This window comes from Streptococcus oralis ATCC 49296 (assembly GCF_000185265.1).
Lineage (GTDB): Bacteria > Bacillota > Bacilli > Lactobacillales > Streptococcaceae > Streptococcus > Streptococcus oralis_BC.
In genome coordinates, this window is sequence record NZ_GL622183.1 from 864133 (window position 1) to 878353 (window position 14221).

The window sequence follows — 14221 nt, forward strand, 5'->3', positions numbered from 1 at the left end:
TCTTTCCCAATGAGGTTTATAGTACAGAAAAAGCCTGAGAAGATGTCTTCTCAGGCTTTTGTTAAGCAGATAGATGCAATAGTGCTATGAAAAAATCACCCAGATTTTTCTGGGTGATAAATGTTATGGTTGTGCTGGTTGAGGATTCTGATTTTGGTTCTGGTTTTGTTGACCAGGCGTTGTATTTGGTTGCTGGTTATTGGTATTATTGTTTGCACTATTATTCGTGCTTGGAGTAGTTGAGCTTGACTGTGAAGTTGAACTTTCTGATGTCGAGCTCGAACTTTCTGGTGTTGGGGCCTGTTGCGGAGCAGGAGCAGTCCATGCAGAACGAGCACCGTTTTTAAAGACGAACTCACCACTTCGATAGAGGCCTTCTGGCATAGTCCAGTCGCCAGGGTTGTTATCCTCAGACAGATAAGTCATCATTGAACGGTAGACCTTAGCTGCAACATAGAAGCCATCACCAACGATAGGAGTAAGGCGGTTTGAGTAACCTGTCCACACAGCCATTGAATATTTGCGAGTATAACCAACAAACATTTCGTCTGGAGCTACATAACCAGTATTTTTGATGTAGTTTTCAATTTCATCGTCTGTATAGTTTGATGTACCAGTCTTACCAGCTTGAGGTAGCCAAGGGAGATAAGCACCACGACCCGTTCCGTATGCTAAGACAGTCTTCATCATTTCTGTCATCATATAGGCGGTCGTCTCTTTCATGGCACGAGTACCAGGATCAGCGTATTCTTTTGAGCTACCATCGCTAAAGACGATTTTATTGATATACATTGGTTTATGGTAGATACCACCGTTAGCAAAAGCAGCGTAAGCAGCAGCCATTTTCTCACTACTTGCTCCGTACTTTTTGTTTGACTCAGTCGTGTTACTTGAAATCGCGTTGGCATAGTGCATATCTGGATAGTCAATACCGATTCCATTTAGGAAGGTCTTGGCTCTATCCAAACCAACTTTGTTCAAGGTTTCTACAGCAGTAACGTTCCGTGATTGTTGGAGCGCATATTGGATGGTGATATTTCCAAAATAACTTCTATCCCAGTTGTAAACAGGGGTATCTGTTCCAGGATAGTTGTATGGAACATCATGTACAATCGAAGCAGTTGAGTCGTAGATGTCATACTCCAAGGCAGGAGCATAGTCTGTGATCGGCTTCATGGTAGAACCCCAGTCACGGTTGGTTTCAACAGCTTGGTTGATTCCGAAGGAAACATTGCTTGATTGGTGACGAGAACCTAACTGAGCAATAACTTTCCCGTTTGTCACATCCACAATCGTTGAAGCTACTTGCATTTCATCATCAGGATAGTTGACATACTCGTCGGTATTGTAGATATCCCAGAGATGTTGTTGAACTTTAGGATCAACGTTGGTGTAGACGTCCATACCAGTCGTTAAGAGGTTGTAGCCTGTTTCTTGTTCGACTTGATCGATTACCTCTTTGAGATAGTTGTCCATGTATGGAGGATAACTATTAGCCGATTTTAGACTTTGAAGTCCATCTGTAATCGGAGTATTAATCGCTTTTTCATATTGCTCAGCTGAAATGTAACCTTGCCCCTTCATCTCAGAGAGGACGAGATTACGACGTTCTTGAGCGGCTTCTGGATGCGAGTACGGATCATACTGGTTTGGAGCCTGAGGCATACCAGCAAGGAGAGCCAATTGAGGAATACTTAGATCTTTGAGATCCTTGCCATAGTAACTTTGGGCAGCTGTCTGCATTCCATAATTCCCGTTTGACATGTAAACCTTGTTGATGTAGTAGGTCAAGATCTCTTGTTTAGTCGCTTTTTGTTCTAACTGAACGGCTAACCAAGCTTCCTGAGCCTTACGAGAAAGGGTTTGATCAGAAGTTGACGTAGAGAAGTAAGTTAATTTAATCAACTGCTGTGTCAAGGTTGAAGCTCCTTGCAGACCTCCACCACCACGAAGGTTTCGTAGAGTAGCACCTAGGATACGGATAGTATCGATTCCTCGGTGATTAAAGAAGCGATGGTCCTCAATCGAAACAATAGCGTTGACCAAATCGGTCGGTATTTCGTTTGCTTGGGCATTGACCCGACGTTCCGATCCAAGATCAGCGATAAGCTCGTCATTGCTATCATAGATCTTACTTGACGTTGTAGCAACTAGTTTACTTTCAGAAAGTTCTGGAGCCTTGCTAACATAGTAGAGGAAGAGACCTCCACCAAGCATTACAGCTGCGATAAATACAGTTAAGAGACTGATACTGACATACTTAGCTATTCGCAGAAAAGTTTGTTTGTTCATCTTGTTTTACCACCTAGTAAATGTTCTTTGATAATGTCGAGATAGGGAATTTGAGGAAAGGCACCCGGCTCAATCCTATATCCATTTTCTCGAATATATCCAAGTGGCATTGACTTCTGTCCCTTATCTTGATGATAGAAACGGATGAGGTCAATAGCCGGCAATAAGTAGGTTTCTTGCTGAGAAGAAAAGTGAAGGAGTACAAAGCAGATTCCTTGCTGGGCAAGGACTTGTTCCATATGCTGGATCTGATGGAGATGAAAATTCTTCATCGGTATCGCATGTTTTTGCCTGGTTTCCTTTGCTTCAAAGTCGATGTAGTATCCATCATAAACCCCTGAATAGTCAGTAGTTGAAGCTTGTCTAAAGTAGGCTTCAACGATCTTGGCTCGACTTCGTTGGGGATAGTCGACACGTACGATTTGTATGGGAGTCGGTTTCTTGTGAATAACAGCTAACCCATGCGACAAATAGTAGTCGTTCGTAGCATTGATCATCTTTTCAAAAGACATTCCCCGATTTGCGAAATTTTTAGTTTGTGACAGGGGTGCTTGCCTCTTTTGAGATGAAATTTTATGTGGATAGTTGACCATAATTCTCCTTATTGGTACAATAACATCACTCTATTATATCATAAATTTACAAAGAAAGGGTTAAAAATGACATCAGCCTTGATTTTAGGCTATTCAGCCTTCGACCTTGGTCTCTTTAATGACAAGGATATTCGCGTTGATATTATCAAAACAGCCATTCGGAGAGACCTGGAACGTCTAGCAGAGGATGGGGTGAACTGGCTTGTCTTTACAGGGACCTTGGGCTTTGAGTACTGGGCGCTTCAGGTGGCGAAAGACATGAAAGCAGACTATGGATTTCAGTTGGCGACCATTTTTGATTTTGAAACCCATGGCAGTAATTGGAATGAAGCAAATCAAGCGAAATTGAGTGAGTTCAAGCAGGTTGATTTTGTCAAATACGCCTATCCACAATATGAGCACAAGGGACAATTACGCGATTATCAGAAATTTTTGCTGGAAAATACAGATACTTGTTACCTTTTTTACGACGAAGAAAACGAAACCAAGTTACGATATTTTTACCAAATGATGAAAAATCAAGCGGACTATGTTACAAGAAGATTAACATTTGAGGACTTGAATGAAATAGTAGAAAATTTTTCTGAAAAGTAAGCCTTTGACCTTGATTTTTACTTGTCTTTTTTTATATAATAATACTAGTAAACCAGAATGGAGAGAGACATGGCAAGTATTATATTTTCAGCGAAAGATATTTTTGAACAAGAATTTGGACGTGAAGTACGTGGATACAGCAAAGCAGAGGTAGACGAATTCCTAGACGATGTGATTAAGGATTATGAAACCTACGCAGCTTTGGTCAAATCCCTTCGTCAAGAGATTGCTGATTTGAAAGAAGAATTATCTCATAAACCACAGGTAGCTCCAACTCAACCAGACTCTATTGAAGTAACAGCTTCTACTTCAATGACAAACTTTGATATTTTGAAACGCTTAAATCGTCTCGAAAAAGAAGTATTTGGTAAGCAAATCTTAGACAACCAAGATTTATAATTGACTAAGGAATGAGTGCAATTTTTGGATAATCGCGTGAAGAGGATCTCTTTTCATGAGGAAAGTCCATGCTAGCACAGGCTGTGATGCCTGTAGTGTTTGTGCTAGGCGAATCCATAAGCCTAGGGACGAGAAATCGTTACGGCAGTCGAAATGGCTAAGTCTTCGGATAGGTCAGAATAGGCTTGAAAGTGCCACAGTGACGGAGTCTTTCTGGAAACAGAGAGAGTGGAACGCGGTAAACCCCTCAAGCTAGCAACCCAAATTTTGGTCGGGGCATGGAGTGCACGGAAACGAACGTAGTACTCTGACTGCTAGCAGATTTATGCTGTTAGCGGTAGACAGATGATTATCGAAGGAAGTGGTCCTAGTCACTTCTGGAACAAAACATGGCTTATAGAAAATTGCATATAGGTTGGGGCTGAGAAATCTTTCTCAACCTCATTTTTTAAAGTGAACAAGAGAAAGGTCTTGCAAGACTAGAAATGAAAGAACAATTTAATTTAATCGCAACTGCTGCGGCGGGGCTTGAGGCTGTCGTTGGACGTGAGGTGCGAGACCTTGGTTATGATTGCCAGGTTGAAAACGGCCGTGTTCGCTTCCAAGGAGATGTGAAGGCAATCATTGAGACCAATCTTTGGCTTCGTGCAGCGGATCGCATCAAGATTGTAGTCGGAAGTTTTCCAGCTAAGACTTTTGAAGAGCTTTTTCAAGGTGTTTTTGCTCTAGATTGGGAAAACTATCTCCCGCTAGGAGCACGTTTCCCGATATCAAAGGCAAAATGTGTCAAGTCTAAACTCCACAACGAGCCCAGTGTTCAGGCTATTTCTAAGAAGGCTGTTGTGAAGAAATTACAAAAACACTATGCCCGTCCAGAAGGAGTTCCCTTGATGGAAACTGGTCCCGAGTTTAAGATTGAGGTGTCCATCCTTAAAGATGTGGCAACTGTCATGATTGACACGACAGGTTCTAGCCTCTTTAAGCGTGGTTATCGTACGGAAAAGGGTGGAGCACCTATCAAGGAAAATATGGCCGCAGCGATTTTGCAACTCTCAAACTGGTATCCAGACAAGCCTTTGATTGATCCAACCTGTGGTTCAGGAACATTCTGTATCGAAGCGGCTATGATAGCCAGAAAGATGGCGCCAGGACTTCGACGTTCCTTTGCATTTGAGGAATGGAACTGGGTCAGCGATCGGTTGATCCAGGAAGTTCGCACAGAGGCGGCTAAGAAAATTGATCGTGAACTTGAGCTGGACATTATGGGCTGTGATATAGATGCTCGCATGGTGGAAATTGCCAAGGCAAATGCTCAAGTAGCAGGTGTCGCAGGTGATATCACCTTTAAGCAAATGCGGGTACAGGACTTGCGCACTGACAAGATTAATGGCGTTATCATTTCCAATCCACCATATGGGGAACGTTTGTCTGATGATGCAGGAGTTACCAAGCTCTATGCTGAGATGGGACAAGTCTTTGCACCACTGAAAACGTGGAGTAAGTTTATCCTGACGAGTGACGAAGCTTTTGAAAGCAAGTACGGAAGTCCAGCTGATAAAAAACGAAAACTCTATAACGGGACCTTAAAAGTGGATTTGTATCAATACTTTGGTCAGCGTGTCAAACGCCAAGAGGTAAAATAGAAAGGTGAACTCATGAGTAAGAAAAGACGTGATCGTCATAAAAAAGGACATCAAGAACCACAATTCGACTTTGACGAAGCAAAAGACTTGACTGTTGGTCAAGTCATTCGTAAGAATGAAGAGGTCGAAGCAGGAGTATTGCCTGAGGACAGTATCTTAGACAAATACATCAAACAGCACCGTGAAGAAATTGAAGCCGACAAGTTTGAAACTCGTCAGTTTAAAAAAGAAGAACTGGCTTCTACTCAAAACCTAGAGGAAATGATCCAAGAAGTTCGTGAATCAAATGAACCTTCTAATCAGGTAGACGATTCAGAACTGGTTTCTGAGGAATCTATTGAAGAGATAGATAATGATGAGACTACTCAGTTTGTTCCACCCCTTCAAGATGAAGAAAGTGCTGAAATAGAGCCTCTCGTTTTAACAGAAACAGAGCCCAAGGAAATAAATGAGGAACAAGAAGAGGAGACCTATACACCTCTATCACGTTCGGCTCAAACAGAACCTGAAACAGGCTCTAAGAAGAAAGGTGTCATCATCATTACTTCTGTAGTAGCTGCAATCCTTGTTCTTGCTGGAACATATTATGTCTACCGCCAAGTATCTCGTTCAAACCAAGAGATCCAGTCTTCTCAAGCAGCCTCTTCGGATGATCAAGGGACACAAACGGCTTTGAAAGACTTCAATGATCTCTATGATACTTTCTATACAGATGCTAATAAGACAGCTCTGAAAAACAGCCAGTTTGATAAATTGAGCCAACTGAAAACCTTGCTAGATAAGTTAGAAGGTAGCCGTGATTATACACTAGCTAAGTCAAGATATGATAGCCTAGCAACTCAAATCAAGGCCATTCAAGATGTCAATGCCCTCTTTGAAAGCCCAGCAATCACTGACGGAGTCTTGGATACCAATGCTAAGGCCAAGGCGGATGCTAAATTTACAGAAATTAAGACAGGGAACACAGAACTAGACAAACTCTTGGATAAGGCCATTAGTCTTGGAAAGAGTCAACAAACCAGTGCTTCCAGCTCAAGTTCAAGCTCTAGCACGAGTCAAGCAAGCTCAAGCTCAGCTACAGAAAGCAATGCAAGCAGTACGACCCCTTCAACAAGCACCACGGCACCAGCTAGAGACACGAATGGTGGTTTGTCTGGCGATGGGGTTAATCTTCAAAGAAGTGCTAGTCGTGTACCTTACAACCAATCAGCTGTAGACGATAGCAACAACCCTGCTTGGACCTTTGCGGATGGTGTATTGGAACAAGTCCTAGCAACATCACGTGCTCGTGGCTATATCACTGGAAATCAATACATCCTAGAACGTGTCAATATCGTAAACGGAAATGGTTATTACAACCTCTATAAACCAGATGGAACCTATCTCTTCACCCTCAACTGTAAGACAGGTTACTTTGTAGGGAATGGTTCTGGTCACGCTGATGACTTGGACTACTAGGACTCCGTTACAAAATTCTTTCCTTTCATAGGTAAAAATGATAAAATAAAACATATTAAACAAGAGGAGTGTCACATGACAAAAGCTAACTTTGGTGTCGTTGGTATGGCCGTAATGGGTCGTAACCTTGCCCTAAATATCGAATCTCGTGGTTATACAGTTGCCATTTACAACCGTAGTAAAGAAAAAACAGAAGACGTAATTGCTTGCCATCCTGAAAAGAACTTTGTGCCAAGCTATGACGTTGAAAGCTTTGTAAACTCAATCGAAAAACCTCGTCGTATCATGCTGATGGTTCAAGCTGGACCTGGTACTGATGCAACTATCCAAGCTCTTCTTCCCCACCTTGACAAGGGAGATATCTTGATTGACGGAGGAAACACTTTCTACAAAGATACTATCCGTCGTAATGAAGAACTAGCAAACTCAGGTATCAACTTTATCGGTACAGGAGTTTCTGGTGGTGAAAAAGGTGCCCTTGAAGGGCCTTCTATCATGCCTGGTGGACAAAAAGAAGCCTACGAATTGGTTGCGGACGTTCTCGAAGAAATCTCAGCTAAAGCACCAGAAGATGGCAAACCATGTGTGACTTACATCGGTCCTGATGGAGCTGGTCACTATGTAAAAATGGTCCACAACGGTATCGAGTATGGTGACATGCAATTGATCGCAGAAAGCTATGACTTGATGCAACACTTGCTTGGCCTTTCTGCAGAAGACATGGCTGAAATCTTTACTGAGTGGAACAAGGGTGAATTGGACAGCTACTTGATCGAAATCACAGCTGATATCTTGAGCCGTAAAGATGATGAAGGTCAAGATGGACCAATCGTAGACTACATCCTTGATGCTGCAGGTAACAAGGGAACTGGTAAATGGACTAGCCAATCAGCTCTTGACCTTGGTGTGCCATTGTCACTGATTACGGAGTCAGTATTTGCTCGCTACATCTCTACATACAAAGAAGAGCGTGTACATGCTAGCAAGGTGCTTCCAAAACCAGCTGCCTTCAAATTTGAAGGAGACAAGGCTGAGTTGATCGAAAAGATCCGTCAAGCTCTTTACTTCTCAAAAATCATTTCTTACGCACAAGGTTTTGCCCAATTGCGTGTAGCTTCTAAAGAAAACAACTGGAACTTGCCATTTGCGGACATCGCTTCTATCTGGCGTGATGGCTGTATCATCCGTTCTCGTTTCTTGCAAAAGATTACAGATGCCTACAACCGTGATGCTGATCTTGCAAACCTTCTCTTGGATGAGTACTTCTTGGATGTTACTGCTAAGTACCAACAAGCAGTTCGTGATATCGTAGCTCTTGCTGTTCAAGCTGGTGTACCAGTGCCAACCTTCTCAGCAGCCATTACTTACTTTGATAGCTACCGTTCAGCAGACCTTCCTGCTAACTTGATCCAAGCGCAACGTGACTACTTTGGCGCCCACACTTACCAACGTAAAGACAAAGAAGGCACATTCCACTACTCTTGGTATGACGAAAAATAAGTAGGTCTGCCATGGGGAAACGGATTTTATTACTTGAGAAAGAACGAAATCTCGCTCATTTTCTCAGTCTGGAACTCCAAAAAGAGCAATACCGTGTTGATCTGGTCGAGGAGGGGCAAAAAGCCCTCTCCATGGCTCTCCAGACAGATTATGACTTGATTTTACTGAATGCTCGTCTGGGGGATATGACGGCCCAGGATTTTGCAGAGAGGCTGAGTCGGACAAAACCTGCCTCAGTGATTATGGTCTTGGACCATCGCGAAGAATTGCAAGACCAGATTGAGACAATCCAGCGCTTCGCCGTTTCTTACATCTATAAGCCAGTGATTATTGATCAGCTGGTGGCTCGTATTTCAGCGATTTTCCGAGGTCGGGACTTTATCGACCAACATTGTAGTCAGATGAAGGTCCCAACGTCTTACCGCAATTTGCGTATGGATGTAGAACATCATACCGTTTATCGTGGCGAGGAGATGATTGCTCTGACGCGCCGTGAGTATGACCTTTTGGCCACTCTCATGGGAAGCAAGAAGGTCTTGACTCGTGAGCAGTTGTTGGAAAGTGTTTGGAAGTACGAAAGTGCGACAGAAACCAATATCGTGGATGTTTATATCCGTTATCTACGTAGCAAGCTTGATGTAAAAGGTCAAAAAAGCTACATTAAAACCGTGCGTGGTGTTGGGTACACCATGCAAGAATAGAAAAGCAGTTGCAGTTGTGTAACTGCTTTTTTTGAGAAGTTTCTATATATTGACATACAATAAAGTCTTTGCTACAATCAGTTATGGAGGAAAGATCTAATGAAAAAATTTAAAATAATGATGCAAGTTGGGCTCGCAGTCTTTTTCTTTGCTTTGCTAGCGACAAGCACCGTATTGGCGGATGATGCTGATTCAGAAGGCTGGCAATTTGTCCAAGAAAATGGTAGAACCTACTATAAAAAGGGGGAACTCAAAGAAACCTACTGGCGAGTGATTGATGGGAAGTACTATTATTTTGATCCTTTATCTGGAGAGATGGTTGTCGGCTGGCAATATATACCTGCTCCACACAAAGGGGTTACGATTGGTTCTTCTCTAAGGCAAGATATTGCTTTTAGACCAGATTGGTTTTACTTTGGTCAAGATGGGGTACTACAAGAATTTGTTGGCAAGCAAGTTTTAGAGGCAAAAACTGCTACAAATACCAACAAACATTATGGGGAACAATATGATAGTCCAGCAGAGAAACGAGTCTATTATTTTGAAGACCAACGAAGTTATCACACCTTAAAAACTGGTTGGATTTCTGACGAAGGGCATTGGTATTATTTACAGGAGGATGGTGGCTTTGATTCTCGCATCAACAGATTGACTGTTGGGGAGCTAGCACGTGGTTGGGTCAAAGATTATCCTCTAACCTATGATGAAGAGAAGCTAAAAGCGGCTCCATGGTACTACCTAGACCCAGAAACTGGTATTATGCAAACTGGTTGGAAACAACTTGGCAATAAGTGGTACTACCTCCGTTCGTCAGGTGCAATGGCAACTGGCTGGTATCAAGAAGGCTCCACTTGGTATTATTTAGATGAACCAAATGGTGATATGAAAACGGGCTGGCAATACCTTGGGAACAAGTGGTACTATCTCCGTTCATCAGGATCTATGGCGACTGGCTGGTATCAGGAAGGTTCGACTTGGTATTATCTAAATGCAAGTAATGGCGATATGAAGACAGGCTGGTTCCAGGTTAATGGTAACTGGTACTATGCTTACAGCTCAGGTGCTTTGGCAGTGAATACGGCCGTAGATGGTTATTTTGTCAACTATAATGGCGAATGGGTCCAATAATGAAAGAGGCGATTGTGAAGGAAACAATCGCTTTTTTTGTGAAAATATAATAAAATAGATAGGAGAAAATACTACTGTATGAAATGAGACGGTCTTTTCGTCTGGTTGAAGGAAAACATGACAAAAAAAGTTGGTGTCGGTCAGGCACATAGTAAGATTATTTTAATAGGAGAGCACGCTGTCGTATACGGCTATCCTGCCATTTCCCTACCTCTTTTGGAGGTGGAGGTGACATGTAAGGTGGTCCCTGCTGAAAGCCCGTGGCGTCTTTATGAGGAGGATACCTTGTCCATGGCAGTGTATGCCTCGCTGGAGTATTTGGATATCAAAGAAGCTTGCATTCGATGTGTGATTGACTCGGCTATCCCTGAAAAACGGGGAATGGGTTCGTCAGCGGCTATCAGCATAGCGGCCATACGTGCGGTATTTGACTACTATCAAGCCGATCTGCCTCATGATGTACTAGAAATTTTGGTCAATCGGGCTGAGATGATTGCCCATATGAATCCAAGCGGTTTGGATGCTAAGACCTGTCTCAGTGACCAGCCCATTCGCTTTATCAAGAATGTTGGTTTTACAGAACTTGAGATGAATCTATCTGCCTATTTGGTGATTGCTGATACGGGCGTGTATGGTCACACTCGTGAAGCTATCCAAGTGGTTCAAAGCAAGGGCAAGGATGCCCTACCGTTTTTGCATGCCTTGGGAGAATTGACCCAGCAAGCAGAAGATGCGATTAGAAGAAAAGATGCTGAGGGACTGGGACAAATCCTCAGTCAAGCGCATTTACATTTAAAAGAAATTGGTGTCAGTAGCCCTGAGGCAGACTCCCTCGTTGAAACGGCTCTTAGCCATGGTGCTCTAGGTGCCAAGATGAGTGGTGGTGGACTTGGGGGCTGTATTATCACCTTGGTAGCCAATCTGGACCAAGCGCAAGAACTAGCAAAACGATTAGAAGAGAAAGGAGCTGTTCAGACATGGATCGAAAGCCTGTAACAGTACGTTCCTACGCAAATATTGCCATTATCAAATATTGGGGAAAGAAAAAAGAAAAAGAGATGGTTCCTGCTACTAGTAGCATCTCTCTGACTTTGGAAAACATGTATACAGAGACGACCTTGTCGCCTCTACCGACGGATGCGACTGCTGATGCATTTTATATTAATGGTCAGCTTCAGAGTGAGGCCGAGCATGCCAAGATGAGCAAAATCATTGACCGCTACCGTCCGGCTGGGGAAGGTTTTGTCCGTATCGATACCCAAAACAACATGCCGACTGCGGCTGGCTTGTCATCCAGTTCTAGTGGTTTGTCCGCCTTGGTCAAGGCTTGCAATGCTTATTTCCAGCTTGGTTTGAATCGGAGTCAGTTGGCACAGGAGGCTAAGTTTGCTTCTGGTTCTTCCTCTCGTAGTTTTTATGGGCCACTCGGTGCCTGGGACAAGGATAGTGGGGAGATTTACCCTGTAGAGACAGACTTGAGACTAGCTATGATCATGTTGGTGCTAGAGGACAAGAAAAAACCAATTTCTAGCCGTGATGGGATGAAACTCTGTGTGGAAACCTCGACGACCTTTGATGATTGGGTGCGCCAGTCTGAGAAGGATTATCAAGATATGCTCGTCTATCTTAAAGAGAATGATTTTGCCAATGTTGGGGAATTGACTGAGAAAAATGCCCTAGCCATGCACGCTACGACCAAGACTGCTAGTCCAGCCTTTTCTTATCTAACGGATGCTTCCTATGAAGCCATGGACTTTGTTCGCCAGCTTCGTGAGCAAGGGGAAGCCTGCTACTTTACCATGGATGCCGGTCCCAATGTCAAGGTTCTCTGTCAGGAGAAAGACTTGGAGCATTTATCAGAAATTTTCGGTCAACGTTACCGCTTGATTGTGTCAAAAACAAAGGATTTGAGTCAAGATGATTGCTGTTAAAACGTGCGGAAAACTCTATTGGGCAGGTGAATATGCTATTTTAGAGCCAGGACAGTTAGCCTTGATAAAGGCCATCCCCATCTATATGAAGGCTGAGATTGTGTTTTCTGAGAACTATCGTATCTACTCAGACATGTTTGATTTCGCAGTGGACTTGACGCCAAATCCTGACTACGGCTTGATTCAGGAAACGATTGCTTTGGTGGGAGACTTCCTTGCTGTTCGTGGTCAGACTTTGCGACCTTTTTCCCTGGAAATTCGTGGAAAAATGGAACGGGAAGGCAAAAAGTTTGGTCTAGGTTCTAGTGGTAGCGTCGTTGTCTTGGTGATAAAGGCCCTGCTGGCTCTGTATAATCTTTCGATTGATCAGGAACTCTTGTTCAAGCTGGCTAGCGCGGTCTTGCTCAAGCGAGGCGATAATGGCTCCATGGGAGACCTTGCCTGTATCGTTGCAGAGGATTTGGTTCTCTACCAATCTTTTGATCGAAAGAAGGTAGCTACTTGGTTGCAAGAAGAAAACTTGGCAACAGTTTTGGAGCGTGATTGGGGCTTTTCTATCTCACAAGTAAAACCAGGTCTAGAATGTGATTTCCTAGTGGGATGGACCAAGGAAGTGGCTGTATCGAGTCAAATGGTTCAGCAAATCAAGCAAAATATCAATCAGAATTTTTTAACTTCTTCAAAAGCAACGGTGGCTGCTTTGGTAGAAGCCTTGGAGCAGGGGAATGCAGAAAACATCATCGAGCAGCTGGAAACAGCCAGTCAGCTCTTAGAAGGCTTGAGCCCAGATATTTACACGCCTTCACTGAGACAGTTGAAAGAAGCCAGTCAAGATTTGCAGGCTGTTGCCAAGAGTAGCGGTGCTGGTGGTGGTGACTGTGGCATTGCCTTGAGTTTTGATGTGCAATCAACCGAAACCTTAAAAAATCGTTGGGCCGATCTGGGGATTGAGCTCTTATACCAAGAAAGGATAGGACATGACGACAAATCGTAAGGATGAGCATATCCGCTATGCCCTTGAGCAGAAAAGTTCCTATAATAGCTTTGATGAGGTGGAGTTGATTCATTTTTCCCTGCCCCTTTACGACCTAGATGAGATTGATCTTTCGACAGAATTTGCAGGTCACAAGTGGGACTTTCCTTTTTATATCAATGCCATGACGGGTGGGAGCGATAAGGGGAGAGAAATCAATCAAAAGCTGGCTCAGGTGGCAGAAGCCTGTGGGATTTTGTTTGTAACGGGATCTTATAGCGCAGCCCTCAAAGATCCAACAGATAATTCTTTTTCTGTCAAATCTAGCCATCCAAATCTCCTTCTTGGTACTAATATTGGATTGGACAAGCCTGTTGAGTTAGGACTTCAGACTGTAGAAGCGATGAATCCTCTCCTTTTACAAGTGCATGTCAATGTCATGCAGGAATTGCTCATGCCTGAGGGAGAAAGGAAGTTCAGAAGCTGGCAATCGCATCTGGCAGACTATAGCAATCGGATCCCTGTTCCTATTGTCCTAAAGGAAGTCGGCTTTGGGATGGATGTGAAGACCATCGAGAGAGCCTATGAACTGGGTGTTCGAACTGTTGACCTGTCGGGTCGTGGTGGTACTAGCTTTGCTTATATCGAAAACCGTCGCAGTGGCCAGCGTGATTACCTTAATCAATGGGGTCAGTCTACTATGCAAGCCCTTCTCAATGCGCAAGCTTGGAAAGACAAGGTCGAACTCTTGGTCAGTGGAGGCGTTCGGAATCCGCTGGATATGATTAAGTGCTTGGTTTTTGGTGCCAAGGCTGTAGGACTGTCACGTACCGTTCTAGAGTTGATTGAAACCTACACAGTCGAAGAAGTGATTGGCATTGTCCAAGGCTGGAAAGAAGATCTGCGTTTGATCATGTGTGCCCTTAATTGTGCCACCATAGCAGATCTGCAAAACGTAGACTATATTCTTTATGGTAAACTCAAAGAAGCAAATGATCAGATCTAAAGA

13 protein-coding genes and 1 other RNA gene are annotated in these 14221 nt (G+C 43.4%); 12 read left to right on the plus strand and 2 right to left on the minus strand.

Going from position 1 to position 14221, the window contains the following annotated elements:
- Nucleotides 1–123: 123 nt before the first annotated feature.
- Together pbp1a and recU are read right to left on the minus strand one after the other, a co-directional pair.
- A complete protein-coding gene (pbp1a, locus tag HMPREF8578_RS06470) occupies nucleotides 124–2292 on the minus strand; it encodes a penicillin-binding protein PBP1A (protein ID WP_001041840.1) in 2169 nt (722 codons plus the stop codon).
- Entirely contained in the window at nucleotides 2289–2885 is a 597-nt protein-coding gene (gene recU, locus HMPREF8578_RS06475) for a Holliday junction resolvase RecU (RefSeq protein WP_000248756.1), read from the minus strand. The genes pbp1a and recU overlap by 4 nt, the downstream gene beginning before the upstream one ends.
- A 66-nt stretch (nucleotides 2886–2951) precedes the next feature.
- Between recU and HMPREF8578_RS06480 the strand changes: the two genes are divergently transcribed.
- The 12 genes from HMPREF8578_RS06480 (at nucleotide 2952) to fni (ending at nucleotide 14218) form a co-directional block, all read left to right on the plus strand.
- The gene (locus HMPREF8578_RS06480; protein ID WP_000199579.1) at nucleotides 2952–3479 is read left to right on the plus strand and encodes an SLOG family protein; all 528 of its coding nucleotides are present in this window, start codon (nucleotides 2952–2954) and stop codon (nucleotides 3477–3479) included.
- 69 nt (nucleotides 3480–3548) lie between these two features.
- On the plus strand, nucleotides 3549–3878 hold the full coding sequence (gene gpsB, locus HMPREF8578_RS06485; protein WP_000146523.1) for a cell division regulator GpsB: 330 nt from the start codon (nucleotides 3549–3551) through the stop codon (nucleotides 3876–3878).
- Nucleotides 3879–3898: 20 nt separating this feature from the next.
- An RNA gene (gene rnpB / locus HMPREF8578_RS12380) (RNase P RNA component class B) lies at nucleotides 3899–4280 on the plus strand.
- Nucleotides 4281–4363: 83 nt separating this feature from the next.
- A complete protein-coding gene (locus tag HMPREF8578_RS06490; RefSeq protein WP_000662906.1) occupies nucleotides 4364–5521 on the plus strand; it encodes a THUMP domain-containing class I SAM-dependent RNA methyltransferase in 1158 nt (385 codons plus the stop codon).
- Between the two features lie 12 nt (nucleotides 5522–5533).
- Nucleotides 5534–6979 carry a cell division site-positioning protein MapZ gene (mapZ, locus tag HMPREF8578_RS06495; RefSeq protein WP_000039238.1) on the plus strand — a complete coding sequence of 482 codons (1446 nt, stop codon included), beginning with the start codon at nucleotides 5534–5536 and terminating at the stop codon, nucleotides 6977–6979.
- Between the two features lie 75 nt (nucleotides 6980–7054).
- Nucleotides 7055–8479 (plus strand): NADP-dependent phosphogluconate dehydrogenase, encoded by a 1425-nt coding sequence (gene gndA / locus HMPREF8578_RS06500; RefSeq protein WP_000158772.1) that lies wholly within the window; start codon nucleotides 7055–7057, stop codon nucleotides 8477–8479.
- An 11-nt stretch (nucleotides 8480–8490) separates the two neighbouring features.
- Nucleotides 8491–9180, plus strand: a complete 690-nt coding sequence (locus tag HMPREF8578_RS06505) for a response regulator transcription factor (RefSeq protein WP_000518005.1) — start codon at nucleotides 8491–8493, stop codon at nucleotides 9178–9180.
- Between the two features lie 99 nt (nucleotides 9181–9279).
- A complete protein-coding gene (gene cbpF / locus HMPREF8578_RS06510) occupies nucleotides 9280–10308 on the plus strand; it encodes a choline-binding protein CbpF (protein WP_000713618.1) in 1029 nt (342 codons plus the stop codon).
- A gap of 117 nt (nucleotides 10309–10425) precedes the next feature.
- Complete coding sequence (gene mvk, locus HMPREF8578_RS06515; RefSeq protein ID WP_000163307.1) at nucleotides 10426–11304, plus strand: mevalonate kinase; 879 nt, start codon at nucleotides 10426–10428, stop codon at nucleotides 11302–11304.
- Complete coding sequence (gene mvaD, locus HMPREF8578_RS06520; protein ID WP_000375372.1) at nucleotides 11286–12239, plus strand: diphosphomevalonate decarboxylase; 954 nt, start codon at nucleotides 11286–11288, stop codon at nucleotides 12237–12239. The genes mvk and mvaD overlap by 19 nt, the downstream gene beginning before the upstream one ends.
- Nucleotides 12226–13233 (plus strand): phosphomevalonate kinase, encoded by a 1008-nt coding sequence (locus HMPREF8578_RS06525; protein ID WP_000562396.1) that lies wholly within the window; start codon nucleotides 12226–12228, stop codon nucleotides 13231–13233. The genes mvaD and HMPREF8578_RS06525 overlap by 14 nt, the downstream gene beginning before the upstream one ends.
- Nucleotides 13217–14218, plus strand: a complete 1002-nt coding sequence (gene fni, locus HMPREF8578_RS06530; protein WP_000210635.1) for a type 2 isopentenyl-diphosphate Delta-isomerase — start codon at nucleotides 13217–13219, stop codon at nucleotides 14216–14218. The genes HMPREF8578_RS06525 and fni overlap by 17 nt, the downstream gene beginning before the upstream one ends.
- Nucleotides 14219–14221: the final 3 nt, after the last annotated feature.

Excerpts from the sequence above, each read along its gene's own strand:
- pbp1a (WP_001041840.1), bottom strand. The coding sequence starts at position 2,292 with ATGAACAAACAAACTTTTCTGCGAATAGCTAAGTATGTCAGTATCAGT.
- recU (WP_000248756.1), bottom strand. The coding sequence starts at position 2,885 with ATGGTCAACTATCCACATAAAATTTCATCTCAAAAGAGGCAAGCACCC.
- HMPREF8578_RS06480 (WP_000199579.1), top strand. The coding sequence starts at position 2,952 with ATGACATCAGCCTTGATTTTAGGCTATTCAGCCTTCGACCTTGGTCTC.
- gpsB (WP_000146523.1), top strand. The coding sequence starts at position 3,549 with ATGGCAAGTATTATATTTTCAGCGAAAGATATTTTTGAACAAGAATTT.
- HMPREF8578_RS06490 (WP_000662906.1), top strand. The coding sequence starts at position 4,364 with ATGAAAGAACAATTTAATTTAATCGCAACTGCTGCGGCGGGGCTTGAG.
- mapZ (WP_000039238.1), top strand. The coding sequence starts at position 5,534 with ATGAGTAAGAAAAGACGTGATCGTCATAAAAAAGGACATCAAGAACCA.
- gndA (WP_000158772.1), top strand. The coding sequence starts at position 7,055 with ATGACAAAAGCTAACTTTGGTGTCGTTGGTATGGCCGTAATGGGTCGT.
- HMPREF8578_RS06505 (WP_000518005.1), top strand. The coding sequence starts at position 8,491 with ATGGGGAAACGGATTTTATTACTTGAGAAAGAACGAAATCTCGCTCAT.
- cbpF (WP_000713618.1), top strand. The coding sequence starts at position 9,280 with ATGAAAAAATTTAAAATAATGATGCAAGTTGGGCTCGCAGTCTTTTTC.
- mvk (WP_000163307.1), top strand. The coding sequence starts at position 10,426 with ATGACAAAAAAAGTTGGTGTCGGTCAGGCACATAGTAAGATTATTTTA.
- mvaD (WP_000375372.1), top strand. The coding sequence starts at position 11,286 with ATGGATCGAAAGCCTGTAACAGTACGTTCCTACGCAAATATTGCCATT.
- HMPREF8578_RS06525 (WP_000562396.1), top strand. The coding sequence starts at position 12,226 with ATGATTGCTGTTAAAACGTGCGGAAAACTCTATTGGGCAGGTGAATAT.
- fni (WP_000210635.1), top strand. The coding sequence starts at position 13,217 with ATGACGACAAATCGTAAGGATGAGCATATCCGCTATGCCCTTGAGCAG.